Genomic DNA, 16077 nt, shown 5'->3' on the forward strand with positions numbered 1-16077 from the left:
GGGGGCTGTGCTGGTCATGCCGTTCAGCGTGCTGGCGGCCGAACCGGTTGCAACGGCGACCACGGCTGCTGCGCCAGCGGTGAACAGTGGTGTGGGCGGCCAACTGACGCAACTGGTGTTCGGCCTGCTGCTGGTGCTGGGGCTGATCTTCCTCCTCGCCTGGTTGCTGCGTCGGGTCCAGCAGGCCGGACCGGCCGGCAAGGGGCAGGTGATCGACATTGTCGGCTCCCGCGCACTGGGGCCTCGCGACCGGCTGATGCTGGTGCAGGTTGGCAACGAGCAGATTCTGCTCGGCCTGAGCCCGGGCAGCATTACTGCGCTGCACGTTCTCAAGGAGCCGGTGCAAGTGCCGAGTAGCGAGAAGCCGACGCCGGAATTTGCCCAGCGCCTGTTGGAGATGCTGGGTAAAGATCAGAAGGATAAGAAGTAATGGGTGCGCTACGCATCGTCTTGACGCTGGCCCTGATGCTGGCCTCGCCGCTGGCATTCGCCGCCGATCCGCTGTCGATCCCGGCCATCACCCTGGGCACCAATGCGCAGGGTGCGCAGGAATACTCGGTCAGCCTGCAAATCCTGCTGATCATGACCGCGCTGAGTTTTATCCCGGCGTTTGTCATGCTGATGACCAGTTTCACCCGGATCATCATCGTCTTCTCGATCCTGCGCCAGGCCCTGGGCCTGCAGCAGACACCGTCGAACCAGATCCTCACCGGCATGGCACTGTTCCTGACCCTGTTCATCATGGCGCCGGTGTTCGACCGGGTGAATCAGGACGCCTTGCAGCCGTATCTGGCGGAAAAGCTGACGGCCCAGGATGCCGTCGCCAAGGCGCAGGTGCCGATCAAGAATTTCATGCTCGCCCAGACCCGTACCAGTGATCTGGAGTTGTTCATGCGCCTGTCCAAGCGCACTGACATCGCGACGCCGGATCAGGCGCCGCTGACCATCCTGGTGCCGGCCTTCGTGACCTCCGAGCTCAAGACGGCGTTCCAGATCGGTTTCATGATCTTCATTCCGTTCCTGATCATCGACCTGGTCGTGGCCAGTGTGCTCATGGCCATGGGTATGATGATGCTGTCGCCGCTGATCATTTCCCTGCCGTTCAAAATCATGCTGTTCGTGCTGGTGGATGGCTGGGCGTTGATCATCGGCACCCTGGCCAGCAGTTTCGGTGGTGTCTCGCCATGACCCCTGAAGTCGCCGTAGACATTTTCCGCGAAGCCCTGTGGTTGACCACCATGATGGTCGCCGTGCTGGTGATTCCGAGCCTGCTGGTGGGGCTGTTGGTGGCGATGTTCCAGGCCGCCACCCAGATCAACGAACAGACCCTGAGCTTCCTGCCGCGCCTGCTGGTGATGCTGGTGACGCTGATCGTCGGTGGTCCGTGGCTGGTGCAGACCTTCATGGACTACATCATTCAGCTGTACGGCAGCATTCCTCAGGTCATCGGCTAAACCATGTCACTGCTTGCGCTGACCGATACGCAGATCAGCACCTGGGTGGCGACGTTCATGTTGCCGCTGTTTCGCGTCGGCTCCTTGCTGATGGTCATGCCGGTGTTCGGCACGACCTTGCTGCCTCGGCGCATCCGCCTGTATTTCGCATTGGCCATTACCGTGGTCATCGCGCCGGGCCTGCCACCGATGCCTCCGGTCAATCCCCTGGACCTTAGCGGGTTGTTGCTGATCGCCGAGCAGATCCTCATCGGCGCGGTGATGGGCTTTTCCTTGCAGTTGTTCTTCCAGGCCTTTGTGGTGGCCGGGCAGATCGTCGCCATTCAAATGGGCATGGGCTTCGCCTCGATGATCGACCCGGCCAACGGCGTATCGACGGCGGTGATCGGGCAGTTTTTCACCATGCTGGTGACGCTGCTGTTCCTGTCCATGAACGGTCATCTGGTGGTGTTCGAGATCCTCACCGAGAGCTTTACCACGTTGCCGGTGGGTGGCGGCCTGATGGTCAACCACTACTGGGAACTGGCCGGCAAGCTCGGCTGGGTGCTCGGTTCGGCGTTGTTGCTGGTGCTGCCGGCGATTACCGCGCTGCTGGTGGTCAACATCGCGTTTGGCGTCATGACCCGGGCGGCGCCGCAACTGAACATTTTCTCTGTCGGCTTCCCGCTGATCCTGGTGCTTGGGCTGTTTATCGTCTGGGTCGGGCTGGCGGACATTCTCAATCAGTACCAACCGCTGGCCTCCGAGGCCTTGCAGTTGTTGCGCGAAATGGCACGGGCGCGCTGAGTCATGGCTGAGAGCGAAAGCGGTCAGGACAAGACAGAAGACCCCACGGAGAAACGCAAGCAGGACTCCCGTGAAAAAGGCGAGGTCGCACGGTCCAAGGAGCTCAACACCCTGGCGATCATGCTGGTCGGTGCCTCGGCGTTGCTGATTTTTGGCGGCGCCATGGCGCAGGACATGATGGAGCTGATGCGCATCAACTTCTCGCTGCCGCGGGAAGTGATCCTGGATCAGCGCTCCATGGCCACCTACCTGATGCGTTCGGGGCAAATTGCCCTTTGGTCGATCCAGCCAGTGATGATCACGCTGGTGCTGGCCGCCATCATCGGGCCGATTTCCCTGGGGGGCTGGCTGTTCGCGGCGAGCTCCATGGCGCCCAAATTCAGCCGCTTGAACCCCGTCCCCGGGCTCAAGCGCATGTTCTCGACCAAGTCGCTGGTCGAACTGCTCAAGGCCCTGGCCAAGTTCATCATCATTCTGTTCGTGGCGCTGGCGGTGTTGTCGTCGGACATCGATGACCTGCTGCGTATCGCCCATGAACCCTTGGACATGGCCATCATTCACAGCCTGCAAGTCGTGGGCTGGAGCACCTTGTGGATGGCCTGCGGGCTGATCCTCATCGCTGTGGTGGACGTGCCGGTGCAGCTCTGGGAAAGCCACAAGAAACTGCTGATGACCAAGCAGGAAGTGCGTGACGAGCACAAGGATCAAGAGGGGCGGCCGGAGGTCAAGCAGCGAATTCGACAGCTGCAGCGCGAGATGTCCCAGCGGCGGATGATGGCCGCCATTCCCGAGGCCGACGTGGTCATCACCAACCCGACGCACTACGCCGTGGCGCTCAAGTACGACCCGGAAAAGGGTAGTGCGCCGGTATTGCTGGCCAAGGGGACCGACTTCCTGGCCCTGAAGATTCGTGAAATCGCGGCGGCCAACGAGATCCTGTTGCTGGAATCCCCGGCGCTGGCGCGCTCGATCTACTACTCCACCGAGCTTGAGCAGGAAATCCCCGGCGGGCTCTATCTGGCGGTTGCGCAGGTACTGGCTTACGTCTATCAGATTCGCCAATACAGGGCGGGTAAAGGCAAGCGGCCGGATCCGCTCAAGGATGATCTGCCGATTCCGCCGGATTTGCGCCGCGATTCCTGAGTTTCGCGCTGTCGCTGACGGCCCCATCGCCGGGTTCGACGAGGTCCTGTGGGAGCGGGCTTGCTCGCGAAGAGGCCTGCCCAGGCAACACATATCCCCCTGAAAAATCGCTCTATTTCTCCCTTTGCAAAAGTTGGAAAGCTTCTTGCAGTAGCCGCTCTGCGCCCGCTTCAGGCGTCAAAAGTTTGCTTTAAAGGAACGGGGAAAACCGGTGGATCGCTCTCAGTTAATCAACAGTGCCCGCAGCAACATTGCCGACCTCAGTCGAGGCAATCTGGGCGTGCCGCTGTTGCTGCTGGTCATGCTGGCGATGATGATGCTGCCGGTGCCGCCGTTCCTGCTGGACGTGTTCTTCACCTTCAACATTGCGCTGTCCATCGTCGTGCTGCTGGTGTGCGTCTACGCCTTGCGCCCGCTGGATTTCGCGGTGTTTCCGACCATTCTGCTGGTGGCGACGCTGTTGCGCCTGGCGTTGAACGTGGCCTCCACGCGGGTGGTGATGCTCCACGGCCAGGACGGTCATGCGGCGGCCGGCAAGGTGATCCAGGCGTTCGGCGAGGTGGTGATCGGCGGTAACTACGTGGTCGGTATCGTGGTCTTCGCGATTTTGATGATCATCAACTTCGTCGTGGTGACCAAGGGTGCGGGGCGGATTTCCGAGGTAAGCGCGCGTTTCACCCTCGATGCGATGCCCGGCAAGCAGATGGCGATCGACGCCGACCTCAATGCCGGCCTGATCGATCAGGCCCAAGCCAAGGCCCGCCGCTCGGAAGTGGCCCAGGAAGCCGAGTTCTACGGCTCCATGGACGGTGCCAGCAAATTCGTCCGGGGTGACGCCATTGCCGGCCTGTTGATCCTGTTCATCAACCTGATCGGTGGTATGGCGGTCGGTATCTTCCAGCACAACATGAACTTCGCCGACGCCGGCAAGGTGTATGCGTTGTTGACCATCGGTGACGGTTTGGTGGCGCAATTGCCATCACTGTTGTTATCGACAGCGGCAGCGATCATGGTGACCCGTGCTTCCGGCTCGGAAGACATGGGCAAGCAAATCAATCGCCAGATGTTCGCCTCGCCCAAGGCGCTGGCGGTGGCGGCGGGCCTGATGGCGGTCATGGGCCTGGTGCCCGGCATGCCGCACTTCTCGTTCCTGAGCATGGCGGCCCTGGCGGCTGGCGGCGCTTACCTGTTCTGGAAAAAGCAGAACGTCGCCAAGGTGCAGGCCCTGCAAGAGGTCAAGCGCCAGCAGGAGCTGCTGCCGTCGCCGGCCCGCGCCCAGGAAACCAAGGAGCTTGGCTGGGATGATGTGACGCCCATCGACATGATCGGCCTGGAAGTGGGTTATCGCCTGATTCCACTGGTGGACCGCAACCAGGGTGGCCAGTTGCTCGCGCGGATCAAGGGGGTGCGCAAGAAGCTGTCCCAGGATCTCGGCTTCCTGATGCCGACCGTGCATATCCGCGACAACCTCGACCTGGCGCCAAGCGCCTATCGCCTGACCCTCATGGGGGTGATCCTGGCCGAGGCGGAGATTTACCCGGATCGCGAGCTGGCGATCAACCCGGGGCAGGTCTACGGCACGCTCAATGGCATTACCGCCAAAGATCCGGCTTTCGGCCTGGAGGCGGTCTGGATCGAAATCAGCCAACGCGCCCAGGCGCAATCCCTCGGTTACACGGTGGTCGATGCCAGTACAGTAGTGGCTACCCACTTGAACCAGATACTCTACAAGCATTCCAGTGAGCTGATCGGTCACGAAGAAGTGCAGCAGCTCATGCAATTGCTGGGCAAAAGCTCGCCGAAACTGGCCGAGGAGCTGGTGCCGGGCGTGGTTTCGCTGTCGCAGTTGCTCAAGGTGCTGCAAGCGCTGCTGGCCGAACAAGTGCCTGTTCGCGATATCCGCAGCATTGCCGAGGCCATCGCCAACAATGCCGCCAAGAGTCAAGATACCGCCGCGCTGGTGGCTGCCGTGCGTGTTGGCGTATCCCGCGCAATCGTCCAAAGCATTGTAGGCACTGAGTCGCAGCTGCCAGTCATCACGCTGGAGCCAAGGTTGGAACAGATATTGCTCAATAGTCTGCAGAAGGCAGGACAAGGCTCGGAAGAGGGCGTTCTGCTGGAGCCAAGCATGGCGGAGAAGTTGCAACGCTCGTTGATCGACGCGGCGCAGCGTCAGGAGATGCAAGGTCAGCCGGTAATTCTGCTGGTGGCCGGTCCGGTTCGCGCGATGCTCTCGCGATTTGGCCGACTCGCAGTCCCGGGTTTGCATGTGTTGGCTTACCAGGAAATTCCTGACAACAAGCAAGTGACCATCGTTGCGACAGTAGGGCCCAACGGCTGAGGTAGTGGTTTATGCAAGTTAAGCGTTTTTTCGCCGCCGATATGCGTCAGGCCATGAAGCTGGTTCGCGATGAGCTGGGCGCTGATGCCGCCATTATTGGCAACCGCCGGATCGCCGGGGGTGTCGAGCTGACGGCTGCGCTGGATTACAAGTTGTCGGCGCTGGCGCCGCGGGTTCCGAACATGGAGCTCGAAGACGAGCTGCGCAAGACTCAGTCGCGGATCGTCACCGCCCAGGCCGAATTGAGCCTGCGTGGCGATGGCGAGAGCGACAATGCTACCAACCGCCAGTTGTTCGCCGGCTTGCCATTGACCGCCGCCGAGCCGCTGATCGAGCCGACGTACGCCGAGCCCCGTCGCCCTGCACCGGCCGCTGCGCCAGCGTCCGGTGGCGTAGACCCGCGCGCGTTCGACTCGATGCGTTTCGAGCTCAACAGCCTGCGCGAACTCATGGAGGTACAGCTTGGCTCGCTGGCCTGGAATCAGCTGCAAGGCAGTCGTCCGGACCAGGCCAACCTCTGGCGTCGCCTGCAACGCATTGGCCTGTCTGGCCCGCTGTCGCGCGACCTGCTGGCAATGATCACGGAAATCGAAGAACCTCGTCAGGCGTGGCGCATGTTGCTGGCGCACCTGGCGCGCATGATCGTTACCCCGGAAGTCGAGCCGCTGGAAGAGGGCGGAGTGATCGCCATGGTCGGCCCTGCCGGCATGGGCAAGACCACCACCCTGGCCAAGCTGGCTGCCCGTTACGTGCTCAAGTACGGCGCGCAGAACATTGCGCTGGTGAGCATGGACAGCTTCCGCATCGGTGCCCAGGAGCAGCTCAAGACCCTGGGGCGCATTCTCAACGTGTCGGTGACCCACGTCGACCCGGGCCAGTCGCTGGTGCAGGCGCTGGAACCCTTGCTGCGCAAGCGCGTAGTGCTGATCGATACCGCGGGCCTGCAGGCCAGCGACCCGGCCCTGCGCATGCAGCTCGAAAGCCTGGCCGGTCGCGGCATCCGTTCAAAAAATTATCTGGTTCTGGCAACCACCAGCCAGAAACAGGTTCTAACGGCCGCTTACCACAGTTACAAGCGTTGCGGGCTAGCTGGCTGCATCCTGACTAAACTGGATGAGACGGCAAGCCTGGGCGAGGTGTTGAGCCTGGCCATCAGTCATGAGTTACCCGTGGCCTACCTGACCGATGGCCCGCGGATCCCGGATGATTTGCATCTGCCGCGCCGTCATCAGTTGGTCAGTCGCGCCGTCAGCGTGCAAATGCAGGAAGAACCCAGCGAAGAAGCCATGGCTGACATGTTCGCTGATATTTACCACAGCCAAACCAAGCAGGTTGGCTAAGGTAGTAATGAACAGTTTTTGTACCTACATCGATGGTCTGCCATGCATTGTTCCGATTGCGAACGCGCAGCCAGTAATGTGGCCTCCGTCTATGCAAGACAAGGTAAAGAAATAACATGGGCAGCATGCATCCCGTACAGGTGATTGCGGTGACCGGCGGCAAAGGTGGCGTCGGGAAAACTAATGTGTCAGTGAACTTGTCCCTGGCTCTGGCTGAGCTTGGCCGGCGCGTCATGCTGTTGGACGCCGACCTGGGACTGGCGAACGTCGACGTTCTGCTGGGCCTGACACCCAAACGTACCCTGGCCGACGTGATCGAGGGCCGCTGCGAACTGCGCGACGTACTGCTGCAGGGACCAGGCGGCATCCGTATCGTTCCGGCCGCATCCGGCACTCAGAGCATGGTGCATCTGAGTCCTGCGCAACACGCCGGCCTGATCCAGGCCTTCAGTGATATCGGTGACAACCTCGACGTATTGGTGATCGACACCGCTGCGGGCATAGGTGACTCGGTAGTCAGTTTCGTTCGCGCAGCCCAGGAAGTGCTGCTGGTGGTGTGTGACGAGCCGACCTCGATTACCGATGCCTACGCCTTGATCAAGTTGCTCAATCGCGACTACGGCATGAACCGCTTCCGCGTCCTTGCCAACATGGCCCAGAGCCCGCAGGAAGGGCGCAACCTGTTCGCCAAGTTGACCAAGGTCACGGATCGCTTCCTCGACGTCGCCCTGCAATACGTCGGCGCTGTGCCCTACGACGAAAGCGTGCGCAAGGCTGTGCAGAAACAGCGCGCCGTCTACGAGGCTTTCCCGCGTTCCAAGTGCTCGCTGGCGTTCAAGGCCATCGCGCAGAAAGTCGATACCTGGCCGCTGCCTGCCAACCCGCGCGGGCACCTGGAGTTTTTCGTCGAGCGCCTCGTGCAGCAAACAGCAGGACCCGTGTTATGACAGCAAGCGGTTACAACCTCTACAAGAAATCGGCGCGTGATGCGCAGTACGAGCTGATCGAGCGTTACGCGCCGCTGGTTAAACGCATTGCTTACCACCTGCTGGCGCGCTTGCCGGCCAGTGTCCAGGTCGAAGACCTGATCCAGGCCGGGATGATCGGCCTGCTTGAAGTGTCGACCAAATACGACGCCAGCAAAGGCGCCAGTTTCGAGACGTACGCGGGCATTCGAATCCGCGGCGCCATGCTCGATGAAGTGCGCAAGGGGGACTGGGCGCCACGTTCGGTTCACCGCAATACGCGCATGGTCAGCGACGCGATTCGCTCGATTGAAGCGAAAACCGGCCGTGACGCTAAAGATCACGAGGTTGCGGCCGAACTCCAATTGAGTCTCGACGATTACTACGGAATTTTGAACGACACCCTGGGCAGCCGGTTATTCAGTTTCGACGATCTGTTGCAGGACGGCGAACACGAAGGGCTGCACGAGGATGGCGCGAGTGCTCATCTCGAGCCGTCACGCGATCTGGAAGATGAACGCTTCCAGGCTGCGCTGGCGGATGCGATTGCCAATTTGCCGGAGCGTGAGCGACTGGTGTTGGCGCTGTACTACGACGAAGAGTTGAACCTCAAGGAAATCGGTGAGGTCCTGGGGGTCAGCGAATCGCGGGTCAGCCAGTTACACAGCCAGTGCGCGGCCCGTTTGCGGGGGCGTTTGGGGGAGTGGCGAGCGCGCTGAAGGCAGTGTGGGGACACTGCGAACGAGGCTGGTGTGGTGTTGAACTGCGCCAGTCGCGATCTGTTGTGCTCCAGACAGTCATTGAGTGCTTTGCCGGATTGATTGAAATGGCGCGTCCAGGTGCTGGGCGCGTTTAAGACTGCTTGGAGGTCGAATTGGACAAGAACATGAAAATCCTCATCGTTGATGACTTCTCAACGATGCGGCGGATCATCAAGAACCTGCTGCGTGACCTTGGGTTCACCAACACCGTCGAGGCCGACGATGGCACTACCGCCATTCCGGTGCTCAACAGCGGAAGCATCGACTTTCTGGTAACGGACTGGAACATGCCTGGCATGACCGGTATCGATCTGCTGCGCCACGTGCGTGCCGATGAAAAGCTCAAGCATCTGCCGGTGCTGATGGTGACCGCTGAAGCCAAGCGCGAGCAGATCATCGAAGCGGCCCAGGCCGGCGTTAACGGCTATGTGGTCAAACCCTTCACGGCCCAGGCGTTGAAAGAAAAAATCGAGAAGATTTTCGAACGCATCGGTTGATGAGTGCGCCACGGGGGAGCTATGGACAATAACGAAACCTCATTGGGCGATTTCGAATCGACCCTGAAAAAACACGCCGTCGAATTGGTCGCAAGCCTTGAAAAGGGCAAGTTCGGCGACGCGGTGCAATTGATCCATGAGCTCAACCAGACCCGTGACCGCGGCCTGTATCGGGAAGTGGGCAAGCTCACTCGCGAACTGCATAGCGCGATCGTCAATTTCCAGATTGACCCGCACATGCCGCAAGCCGAAGAAGTGTCGCAGATTACCGATGCCACCGAGCGTCTGGGGTATGTGGTCAAGCTGACCGAAGCTGCGGCCAACCGCACCATGGATCTGGTGGAAAGTGCCACGCCACTGGTCAATGGCCTGGCGGATGAAGCCCAGGCCTTGAGCACGGACTGGGGGCGTTTCATGCGTCGCGAAGTCGGGGCGCAGGAGTTTCGTGAACTGGCCCGGCGGGTCGACGGGTTCCTGGCGCGCAGCGGCACGGACAATCGCGCGGTGTCGGGCAACCTGAACGACATCCTGCTCGCCCAGGATTACCAGGACCTCACAGGGCAAGTGATCAAGCGCGTGACCCAGTTGGTCACCGAAGTTGAAAGCAACCTGCTCAAGCTCGTGCTCATGGCCAGTCAGGTGGACCGCTTTGCGGGCATCGAACATGACCGTGAAGCGATGCTTGCTGAAAAAGATCCACAAAAACATCTCTCTCAGGGTGAAGGTCCGCAGATTCATGCCGATAAAAGAGAAGACGTTGTGTCCGGTCAGGACGATGTGGACGATTTGTTATCCAGCCTGGGGTTTTAGAATTTTAGGCATTTTAGGTTTTTAGACCTGTCTGTTAGGAGCACACCCTTAATGAGCTTCGGCGCCGATGAAGAGATCCTTCAGGATTTCCTGGTTGAGGCCGGCGAGATTCTAGAGCAACTGTCCGAGCAACTGGTCGAGCTGGAAAGCCGTCCGGATGATGCGGATTTGCTCAATGCAATTTTTCGCGGTTTTCACACTGTAAAAGGGGGCGCCGGCTTCCTCCAGCTCAACGAGCTGGTGGAGTGCTGCCACATCGCCGAGAACGTGTTCGACATCCTGCGCAAGGGTGAACGTCGCGTTGATGCGGAACTGATGGACGTGGTTCTCGAAGCGCTGGACGCGGTGAACAGCATGTTCAGCGAAGTCCGCGAGCGCGGCCCGATCACGGCCGCGACACCTGAACTGCTCGCGGCGCTGGCCCGTCTGGCCGAGCCGCAATCGGCTGACGAGGCAGTAACTGCGCCCGTCGCCGCCGTGGTCGAAGCGCCAGTGGCTGAAGCTGATTCCGGCGATATCACCGACAATGAATTCGAACAACTGCTGGACTCGCTGAATGCCGTCAAGGCTCAGGCCGAGGCGCCGGCAGCTGTTTCTGCGCCGGTCGGCGATGCCGCGGCCAGCGACGAAATCACCGACGCCGAGTTCGAGTCGTTGCTCGATCAACTGCACGGCAAGGGCCAGTTCGCCGTCGATGCGGTGGTCCCGGCGCCCGTCGCGCCAGAGGCCCCGAAAGCGGCCGGCGACAGCTCCGACATTACCGACGATGAATTCGAGGCCTTGCTCGATCAGTTGCATGGCAAGGGTAACTTTGCCGTCGAGGCACTGGAGTCGGCCATCGCTTCGGTGCCTGCAGCCGCAGTGCCAAGCGCGGCGGCGGCCGGTAGCGACCTGATCACCGATCACGAATTCGAATCGCTGCTCGACGAACTGCATGGCAAAGGAAAGTTCAGCGAAGTCGGCAGCGCGGCGACGGCCAACGGTTCGAACGCTTCCGTTGCGGCACCGGTGGCCAAGGCGGCGGCGCCGAAACCTGTGGCCAAGGCACCCGAGCCGAAAGCCGAAGCGCCGGCCCCGGTCGCTGCTGCACCTGCTGCAGCCCGTACTCCGGCTGCGCCACCGGCGGAAAAACCGGCGAGCGAAGCCGAGACCACCGTACGTGTCGATACCGCGCGTCTCGACGAGATCATGAACATGGTCGGCGAGCTGGTGCTGGTACGTAACCGCCTGGTCCGCCTGGGCCTCAACAGCGGCGACGAAGCCATGTCCAAGGCCGTGTCGAACCTCGACGTGGTCACGGCCGACCTGCAAACCGCGGTCATGAAGACCCGGATGCAACCGATCAAGAAAGTCTTCGGGCGCTTCCCGCGCCTGGTTCGCGACCTGGCTCGCCAGCTCAAGAAAGAGATCAACCTGGAGTTGGTCGGCGAAGAAACCGACCTCGACAAGAACCTCGTCGAGGCCCTGGCCGACCCGCTGGTCCACTTGGTGCGCAACGCAGTCGACCACGGCATCGAATCGCCGGAAGAACGCGAAGCCTCGGGCAAGGCCCGTGGCGGCAAAGTCATCCTGGCGGCCGAGCAGGAGGGCGATCACATCCTGCTGTCGATCTCCGATGACGGCAAAGGCATGGACCCGAACGTCCTGCGTTCCATCGCGGTCAAGCGCGGCGTGATGGACAAGGATGCGGCCGATCGCCTGAGCGACACCGAATGCTACAACCTGATCTTCGCCCCGGGGTTCTCAACCAAGACCGAGATCTCCGACGTATCGGGTCGTGGCGTGGGCATGGACGTGGTGAAAACCAAGATTTCCCAGCTCAACGGTTCGATCAACATCTACTCGGCCAAGGGCCAGGGTTCGAAGATCGTCATCAAGGTGCCGCTGACCCTGGCGATCATGCCGACGCTGATGGTCATGCTCGGCAACCAGGCGTTTGCGTTCCCGCTGGTGAACGTCAACGAGATCTTCCACCTCGACCTGTCGACCACCAACGTCGTGGACGGCCAGGAAGTGGTGATCGTGCGGGACAAGGCGCTGCCATTGTTCTATCTCAAACGCTGGCTGGTCAGCTCCGCCGCTCACGAAGAGCAGCGCGAGGGCCATGTGGTGATCCTTTCGGTGGGCACGCAGCGGATCGGCTTTGTCGTCGATCAACTGGTGGGCCAGGAAGAAGTGGTCATCAAGCCATTGGGCAAAATGCTCCAGGGAACCGCAGGCATGTCCGGCGCCACCATCACCGGTGACGGCCGCATCGCGCTGATTCTCGATGTTCCGAGCATGCTCAAGCGTTACGCCACACGGCGTATTTGATTCTGGTGGAGCGGGGCGCCTGGCCCCGCTCCATCTAATGGAGTGTTTATGGCAGTCAAAGTCCTGGTGGTGGACGATTCGGGGTTTTTCCGCCGCCGCGTCTCGGAAATTCTTTCAGCGGATTCGAATATCCAGGTCGTCGGCACGGCGACCAACGGCAAAGAGGCGATTGATCAGGCGCTGGCCCTCAAGCCCGACGTGATCACCATGGACTACGAGATGCCGATGATGGACGGCATCACCGCCGTGCGGCACATCATGCAACGCTGCCCGACCCCGGTCCTGATGTTTTCCTCGCTGACCCATGAAGGCGCGCGGGTCACCCTCGATGCGCTGGATGCCGGCGCGGTGGACTTCCTGCCGAAGAATTTCGAGGACATCTCGCGCAACCCCGAGAAGGTCAAGCAACTGCTGTGCGAGAAGATTCTCAGCATTTCGCGCAGCAATCGTCGAGTCAGCGCCTACAGCGCTCCGGCGCCTGTCGCTGCGCCAGCCCCGACGCCTGCGCCTTCCAGCGTGGGCAGTTATGGCAGCAGCGCGCCCGTGCGTCCGGCAGCGGCACCGATCCCGGCGCGTACGCATGCGGCCACTACGTCGTCGCCCGCGCCAAAACGCAAACCCTACAAGCTGGTGGCCATCGGTACGTCGACCGGCGGCCCGGTAGCCCTGCAACGGGTCTTGACCCAATTGCCGGCCAGTTTCCCGGCCCCGATCGTGCTGGTTCAACACATGCCGGCCGCCTTCACCAAGGCCTTTGCCGAGCGCCTGGACAAGCTCTGCCGCATCAGCGTCAAGGAAGCCGAGGATGGCGACATCTTGCGTCCGGGCCTGGCGCTGCTGGCGCCGGGTGGCAAGCAGATGATGATCGACGGCCGCGGCGCAGTGAAAATCCTCCCGGGCGACGAGCGTCTGAATTACAAGCCATGCGTGGATATCACGTTCGGTTCGGCGGCCAAGTCCTACGGCGACAAAGTTCTGGCGGTGGTCCTGACCGGCATGGGCGCCGACGGCCGTGAAGGCGCGCGCCTGCTCAAGCAGGGCGGCAGTTCGATCTGGGCGCAGGACGAAGCCAGTTGCGTGATCTACGGCATGCCGATGGCCATCGTCAAAGCTGAACTCGCCGACGCGGTGTACAGCCTCGACGACATTGGCAAGCACCTGGTCGAGGCCTGTATCTGATGGATGTCCTAAGCCTGATCGGCATCATCATGGCCTTTGTCGCCATCATCGGCGGCAACTACCTTGAAGGCGGTCATCTGGGCGCCCTGGCCAACGGCCCGGCAGCACTGATCGTGCTCGGTGGCACCATTGGCGCCGCGCTGCTGCAATCGCCGATGAGCGCCTTCAAGCGCGCCATGCAGATCCTCGCCTGGATCCTGTTCCCGCCTCGCGTTGACCTGGCCGGTGGCATCGACCGCGTGGTGAACTGGAGCCTGACCGCCCGCAAGGAAGGCCTGCTCGGCCTGGAAGGTATCGCCGACGCCGAGCCCGACAACTACGCGCGCAAAGGCCTGCAGCTGCTGGTCGACGGCGCCGAGCCGGAAGCGATCCGCAGCATTCTGGAAGTGGACTTCTATACCCAGGAAAGTCGCGATGTCGAAGCGGCCAAGGTCTTCGAAAGCATGGGCGGTTACGCGCCGACCATCGGCATCATCGGTGCGGTGATGGGCCTGATTCACGTCATGGGCAACCTGGGTGATCCATCGCAACTGGGTAACGGCATCGCCGTGGCCTTCGTCGCCACCATCTACGGCGTGGCCAGTGCCAACCTGGTGCTGTTGCCGATTGCCGCCAAACTCAAATCCATCGCGTTGCGCCAGTCGCGCTATCGCGAGATGTTGCTGGAAGGGCTCCTGTCGATCGCCGAAGGTGAAAACCCTCGCTCCATTGAGTTGAAGCTTCAGGGCTTCATGGATTGATGGGGGTAAAGGACTATGGCACGCCGTCGCCAGCATGAAGAGCATGTAAACCATGAACGTTGGCTGGTTTCCTATGCGGACTTCATCACCTTGCTGTTCGCCTTTTTCGTGGTGATGTACTCCATCTCATCGATCAATGAAGGCAAGTACAAGGTCATTTCCGAGGCATTGATCGGGGTCTTTACCGACTCCGACCGTTCGCTCAAGCCGATCCCCATCGGTGACGAGCGGCCGAAGACCGTGACCCCGGCCAAGCCGCTGGTCAAGGACAGTGACCAGGTCGATGCCGGTGTTGCCGGCGCCAGCGATCCACTCAAAAGTATCGCCGATGACATCAGCGCGGCGTTCGGTGACCTGATCAGCTCCAACCAGATGACCGTGCGCGGCAACGAGTTGTGGGTCGAGATCGAGCTCAATTCCAGCCTGTTGTTCGGCAGTGGCGACGCCATGCCCAGCGACATCGCGTTCAACATCATCGACAAGGTTGCCGCGATCCTGAAACCGTTCGATAACCCGATTCATGTCGAAGGTTTCACCGACGATCAACCGATCCGCACCGCGCAATATCCAACCAACTGGGAACTGTCCTCGGCCCGCTCGGCAAGCATCGTGCGCATGCTGGCGATGCAGGGAGTGAACCCCGGTCGCCTGGCTTCGGTGGGCTATGGCGAGTTTCAGCCGGTGGCCAACAACGCCACTGCCGAAGGCCGCGCGCGCAACCGTCGGGTGGTGCTGGTGGTGTCGCGCAACCTCGATGTTCGCCGCAGCCTGACCGGCACCGGAACCGCCCATGCGCAACCGGATGCCGCATTGAAGCGTGCTGGCACACAAACTGCACCGACCCCGGTCAAGTCGCCGGTACGAGAGAGCGCCGTCAATTCTCCGTCACCCGCATTAACACGTTGAGCTATTTCTCGGTCGATCCATTCGGCCGGGAGGAACAATCCGAATGAGAGTCTGGGCAGTCGCCAATCAAAAGGGTGGTGTCGGTAAAACCACTTCCTCCATCGCTTTAGCCGGTTTACTGGCGGAGGCGGGCAAGCGCGTGGTCGTGGTCGATCTCGACCCCCACGGCTCCATGACCAGCTACTTCGGTTACGATCCCGACGCTCTGGAGCACAGCAGCTACGACCTGTTCCTGCACAAGGGCAACGTGCCGCAAGGCCTGCCGGGTCAACTGCTGCTGTCGACCAGTGACGAACGCATCTCCCTGTTGCCCTCCAGCACCGCACTGGCCACCCTTGAGCGCCAGTCGCCGGGGCAGAGCGGCTTAGGCCTGGTGATTGCCAAGAGCCTGGCGCAACTGTGGCAGGACTTCGATTACGCCGTGATCGACAGCCCGCCATTGCTCGGCGTGCTGATGGTCAATGCCTTGGCGGCGAGCCAGCAACTGGTGATCCCGGTGCAGACCGAACACCTGGCGGTCAAAGGCCTTGAGCGCATGGTCAACACCCTGGCGATGATCAACCGCTCTCGCAAACAGGCGCTGCCGTTTACCATCGTGCCGACGCTGTTCGACCGGCGCACCCAGGCGTCCCTCGGCACGTTGCGCGTACTACGCGACAAATTCCCCGACGAAATCTGGCAGGGCTATATCCCGGTGGACACGCGCCTGCGCGATGCCAGCCGTGCCGGACTGACCCCTTCGCAGTTCGACGGCAAGAGCCGTGGCGTTCTCGCTTACCGCGCGTTGCTCAAGCATCTGCTGGCGGCACAACTTGTTCCGCAGGTGGCCTGAGATGAATCCA

General features: G+C 61.2%; 16 protein-coding genes. All 16 read left to right on the forward strand.

The features are described 5' to 3' along the window. The first annotated feature begins 16 nt into the window (after positions 1 to 16). The 16 genes from fliO (at position 17) to AC06G5_RS07750 (ending at position 16067) form a co-directional block, all read left to right on the forward strand. Positions 17 to 430, forward strand: a complete 414-nt coding sequence (gene fliO / locus AC06G5_RS07675) for a flagellar biosynthetic protein FliO (RefSeq protein WP_413425183.1) — start codon at positions 17 to 19, stop codon at positions 428 to 430. Continuing rightward, entirely contained in the window at positions 430 to 1188 is a 759-nt protein-coding gene (gene fliP, locus AC06G5_RS07680) for a flagellar type III secretion system pore protein FliP (RefSeq protein WP_413425162.1), read from the forward strand. Before fliO ends, fliP begins: the two co-directional genes overlap by 1 nt. Then, complete coding sequence (gene fliQ, locus AC06G5_RS07685) at positions 1185 to 1454, forward strand: flagellar biosynthesis protein FliQ (protein WP_413425164.1); 270 nt, start codon at positions 1185 to 1187, stop codon at positions 1452 to 1454. The genes fliP and fliQ overlap by 4 nt, the downstream gene beginning before the upstream one ends. Before the next feature lie 3 nt (positions 1455 to 1457). Beyond that, positions 1458 to 2240 (forward strand): flagellar biosynthetic protein FliR, encoded by a 783-nt coding sequence (fliR, locus tag AC06G5_RS07690; RefSeq protein WP_413705436.1) that lies wholly within the window; start codon positions 1458 to 1460, stop codon positions 2238 to 2240. Between the two features lie 3 nt (positions 2241 to 2243). Beyond that, positions 2244 to 3383 (forward strand): flagellar biosynthesis protein FlhB, encoded by a 1140-nt coding sequence (flhB, locus tag AC06G5_RS07695; RefSeq protein WP_480459214.1) that lies wholly within the window; start codon positions 2244 to 2246, stop codon positions 3381 to 3383. Positions 3384 to 3594: 211 nt separating this feature from the next. After that, positions 3595 to 5724 (forward strand): flagellar biosynthesis protein FlhA, encoded by a 2130-nt coding sequence (flhA, locus tag AC06G5_RS07700; RefSeq protein ID WP_413425170.1) that lies wholly within the window; start codon positions 3595 to 3597, stop codon positions 5722 to 5724. Between the two features lie 11 nt (positions 5725 to 5735). Further along, positions 5736 to 7064 carry a flagellar biosynthesis GTPase FlhF gene (gene flhF, locus AC06G5_RS07705; protein ID WP_413425172.1) on the forward strand — a complete coding sequence of 443 codons (1329 nt, stop codon included), beginning with the start codon at positions 5736 to 5738 and terminating at the stop codon, positions 7062 to 7064. A 116-nt stretch (positions 7065 to 7180) separates the two neighbouring features. Beyond that, positions 7181 to 8011 carry a flagellar synthesis regulator FleN gene (gene fleN, locus AC06G5_RS07710; protein ID WP_008001746.1) on the forward strand — a complete coding sequence of 277 codons (831 nt, stop codon included), beginning with the start codon at positions 7181 to 7183 and terminating at the stop codon, positions 8009 to 8011. Next, on the forward strand, positions 8008 to 8748 hold the full coding sequence (fliA, locus tag AC06G5_RS07715; RefSeq protein WP_007894214.1) for an RNA polymerase sigma factor FliA: 741 nt from the start codon (positions 8008 to 8010) through the stop codon (positions 8746 to 8748). Before fleN ends, fliA begins: the two co-directional genes overlap by 4 nt. A 167-nt stretch (positions 8749 to 8915) precedes the next feature. Continuing rightward, positions 8916 to 9287, forward strand: coding sequence for a chemotaxis response regulator CheY (locus tag AC06G5_RS07720; RefSeq protein ID WP_003183998.1), 372 nt, complete (start codon positions 8916 to 8918; stop codon positions 9285 to 9287). A gap of 21 nt (positions 9288 to 9308) precedes the next feature. Further along, entirely contained in the window at positions 9309 to 10097 is a 789-nt protein-coding gene (locus AC06G5_RS07725; RefSeq protein ID WP_413425175.1) for a protein phosphatase CheZ, read from the forward strand. 51 nt (positions 10098 to 10148) lie between these two features. Then, positions 10149 to 12410, forward strand: a complete 2262-nt coding sequence (locus AC06G5_RS07730) for a chemotaxis protein CheA (protein WP_480459215.1) — start codon at positions 10149 to 10151, stop codon at positions 12408 to 12410. Between the two features lie 48 nt (positions 12411 to 12458). Further along, positions 12459 to 13589, forward strand: a complete 1131-nt coding sequence (locus AC06G5_RS07735) for a protein-glutamate methylesterase/protein-glutamine glutaminase (RefSeq protein WP_413428154.1) — start codon at positions 12459 to 12461, stop codon at positions 13587 to 13589. Then, entirely contained in the window at positions 13589 to 14329 is a 741-nt protein-coding gene (locus AC06G5_RS07740) for a flagellar motor protein (protein ID WP_085716992.1), read from the forward strand. The genes AC06G5_RS07735 and AC06G5_RS07740 overlap by 1 nt, the downstream gene beginning before the upstream one ends. A 15-nt stretch (positions 14330 to 14344) precedes the next feature. Continuing rightward, positions 14345 to 15235, forward strand: a complete 891-nt coding sequence (gene motD / locus AC06G5_RS07745; RefSeq protein ID WP_085716991.1) for a flagellar motor protein MotD — start codon at positions 14345 to 14347, stop codon at positions 15233 to 15235. Between the two features lie 43 nt (positions 15236 to 15278). After that, positions 15279 to 16067, forward strand: a complete 789-nt coding sequence (locus AC06G5_RS07750; protein ID WP_008000390.1) for a ParA family protein — start codon at positions 15279 to 15281, stop codon at positions 16065 to 16067. The last annotated feature ends 10 nt before the right edge of the window (positions 16068 to 16077 follow it).

This window comes from Pseudomonas sp. WT-JTC (assembly GCF_056711565.1).

What these genes read in the sequence shown, in the direction of transcription:
- fliO (WP_413425183.1), top strand. Translation starts at nt 17, where the DNA reads ATGCCGTTCAGCGTGCTGGCGGCCGAACCGGTTGCAACGGCGACCACG.
- fliP (WP_413425162.1), top strand. Translation starts at nt 430, where the DNA reads ATGGGTGCGCTACGCATCGTCTTGACGCTGGCCCTGATGCTGGCCTCG.
- fliQ (WP_413425164.1), top strand. Translation starts at nt 1,185, where the DNA reads ATGACCCCTGAAGTCGCCGTAGACATTTTCCGCGAAGCCCTGTGGTTG.
- fliR (WP_413705436.1), top strand. Translation starts at nt 1,458, where the DNA reads ATGTCACTGCTTGCGCTGACCGATACGCAGATCAGCACCTGGGTGGCG.
- flhB (WP_480459214.1), top strand. Translation starts at nt 2,244, where the DNA reads ATGGCTGAGAGCGAAAGCGGTCAGGACAAGACAGAAGACCCCACGGAG.
- flhF (WP_413425172.1), top strand. Translation starts at nt 5,736, where the DNA reads ATGCAAGTTAAGCGTTTTTTCGCCGCCGATATGCGTCAGGCCATGAAG.
- fleN (WP_008001746.1), top strand. Translation starts at nt 7,181, where the DNA reads ATGGGCAGCATGCATCCCGTACAGGTGATTGCGGTGACCGGCGGCAAA.
- fliA (WP_007894214.1), top strand. Translation starts at nt 8,008, where the DNA reads ATGACAGCAAGCGGTTACAACCTCTACAAGAAATCGGCGCGTGATGCG.
- AC06G5_RS07720 (WP_003183998.1), top strand. Translation starts at nt 8,916, where the DNA reads ATGAAAATCCTCATCGTTGATGACTTCTCAACGATGCGGCGGATCATC.
- AC06G5_RS07725 (WP_413425175.1), top strand. Translation starts at nt 9,309, where the DNA reads ATGGACAATAACGAAACCTCATTGGGCGATTTCGAATCGACCCTGAAA.
- AC06G5_RS07730 (WP_480459215.1), top strand. Translation starts at nt 10,149, where the DNA reads ATGAGCTTCGGCGCCGATGAAGAGATCCTTCAGGATTTCCTGGTTGAG.
- AC06G5_RS07735 (WP_413428154.1), top strand. Translation starts at nt 12,459, where the DNA reads ATGGCAGTCAAAGTCCTGGTGGTGGACGATTCGGGGTTTTTCCGCCGC.
- AC06G5_RS07740 (WP_085716992.1), top strand. Translation starts at nt 13,589, where the DNA reads ATGGATGTCCTAAGCCTGATCGGCATCATCATGGCCTTTGTCGCCATC.
- motD (WP_085716991.1), top strand. Translation starts at nt 14,345, where the DNA reads ATGGCACGCCGTCGCCAGCATGAAGAGCATGTAAACCATGAACGTTGG.
- AC06G5_RS07750 (WP_008000390.1), top strand. Translation starts at nt 15,279, where the DNA reads ATGAGAGTCTGGGCAGTCGCCAATCAAAAGGGTGGTGTCGGTAAAACC.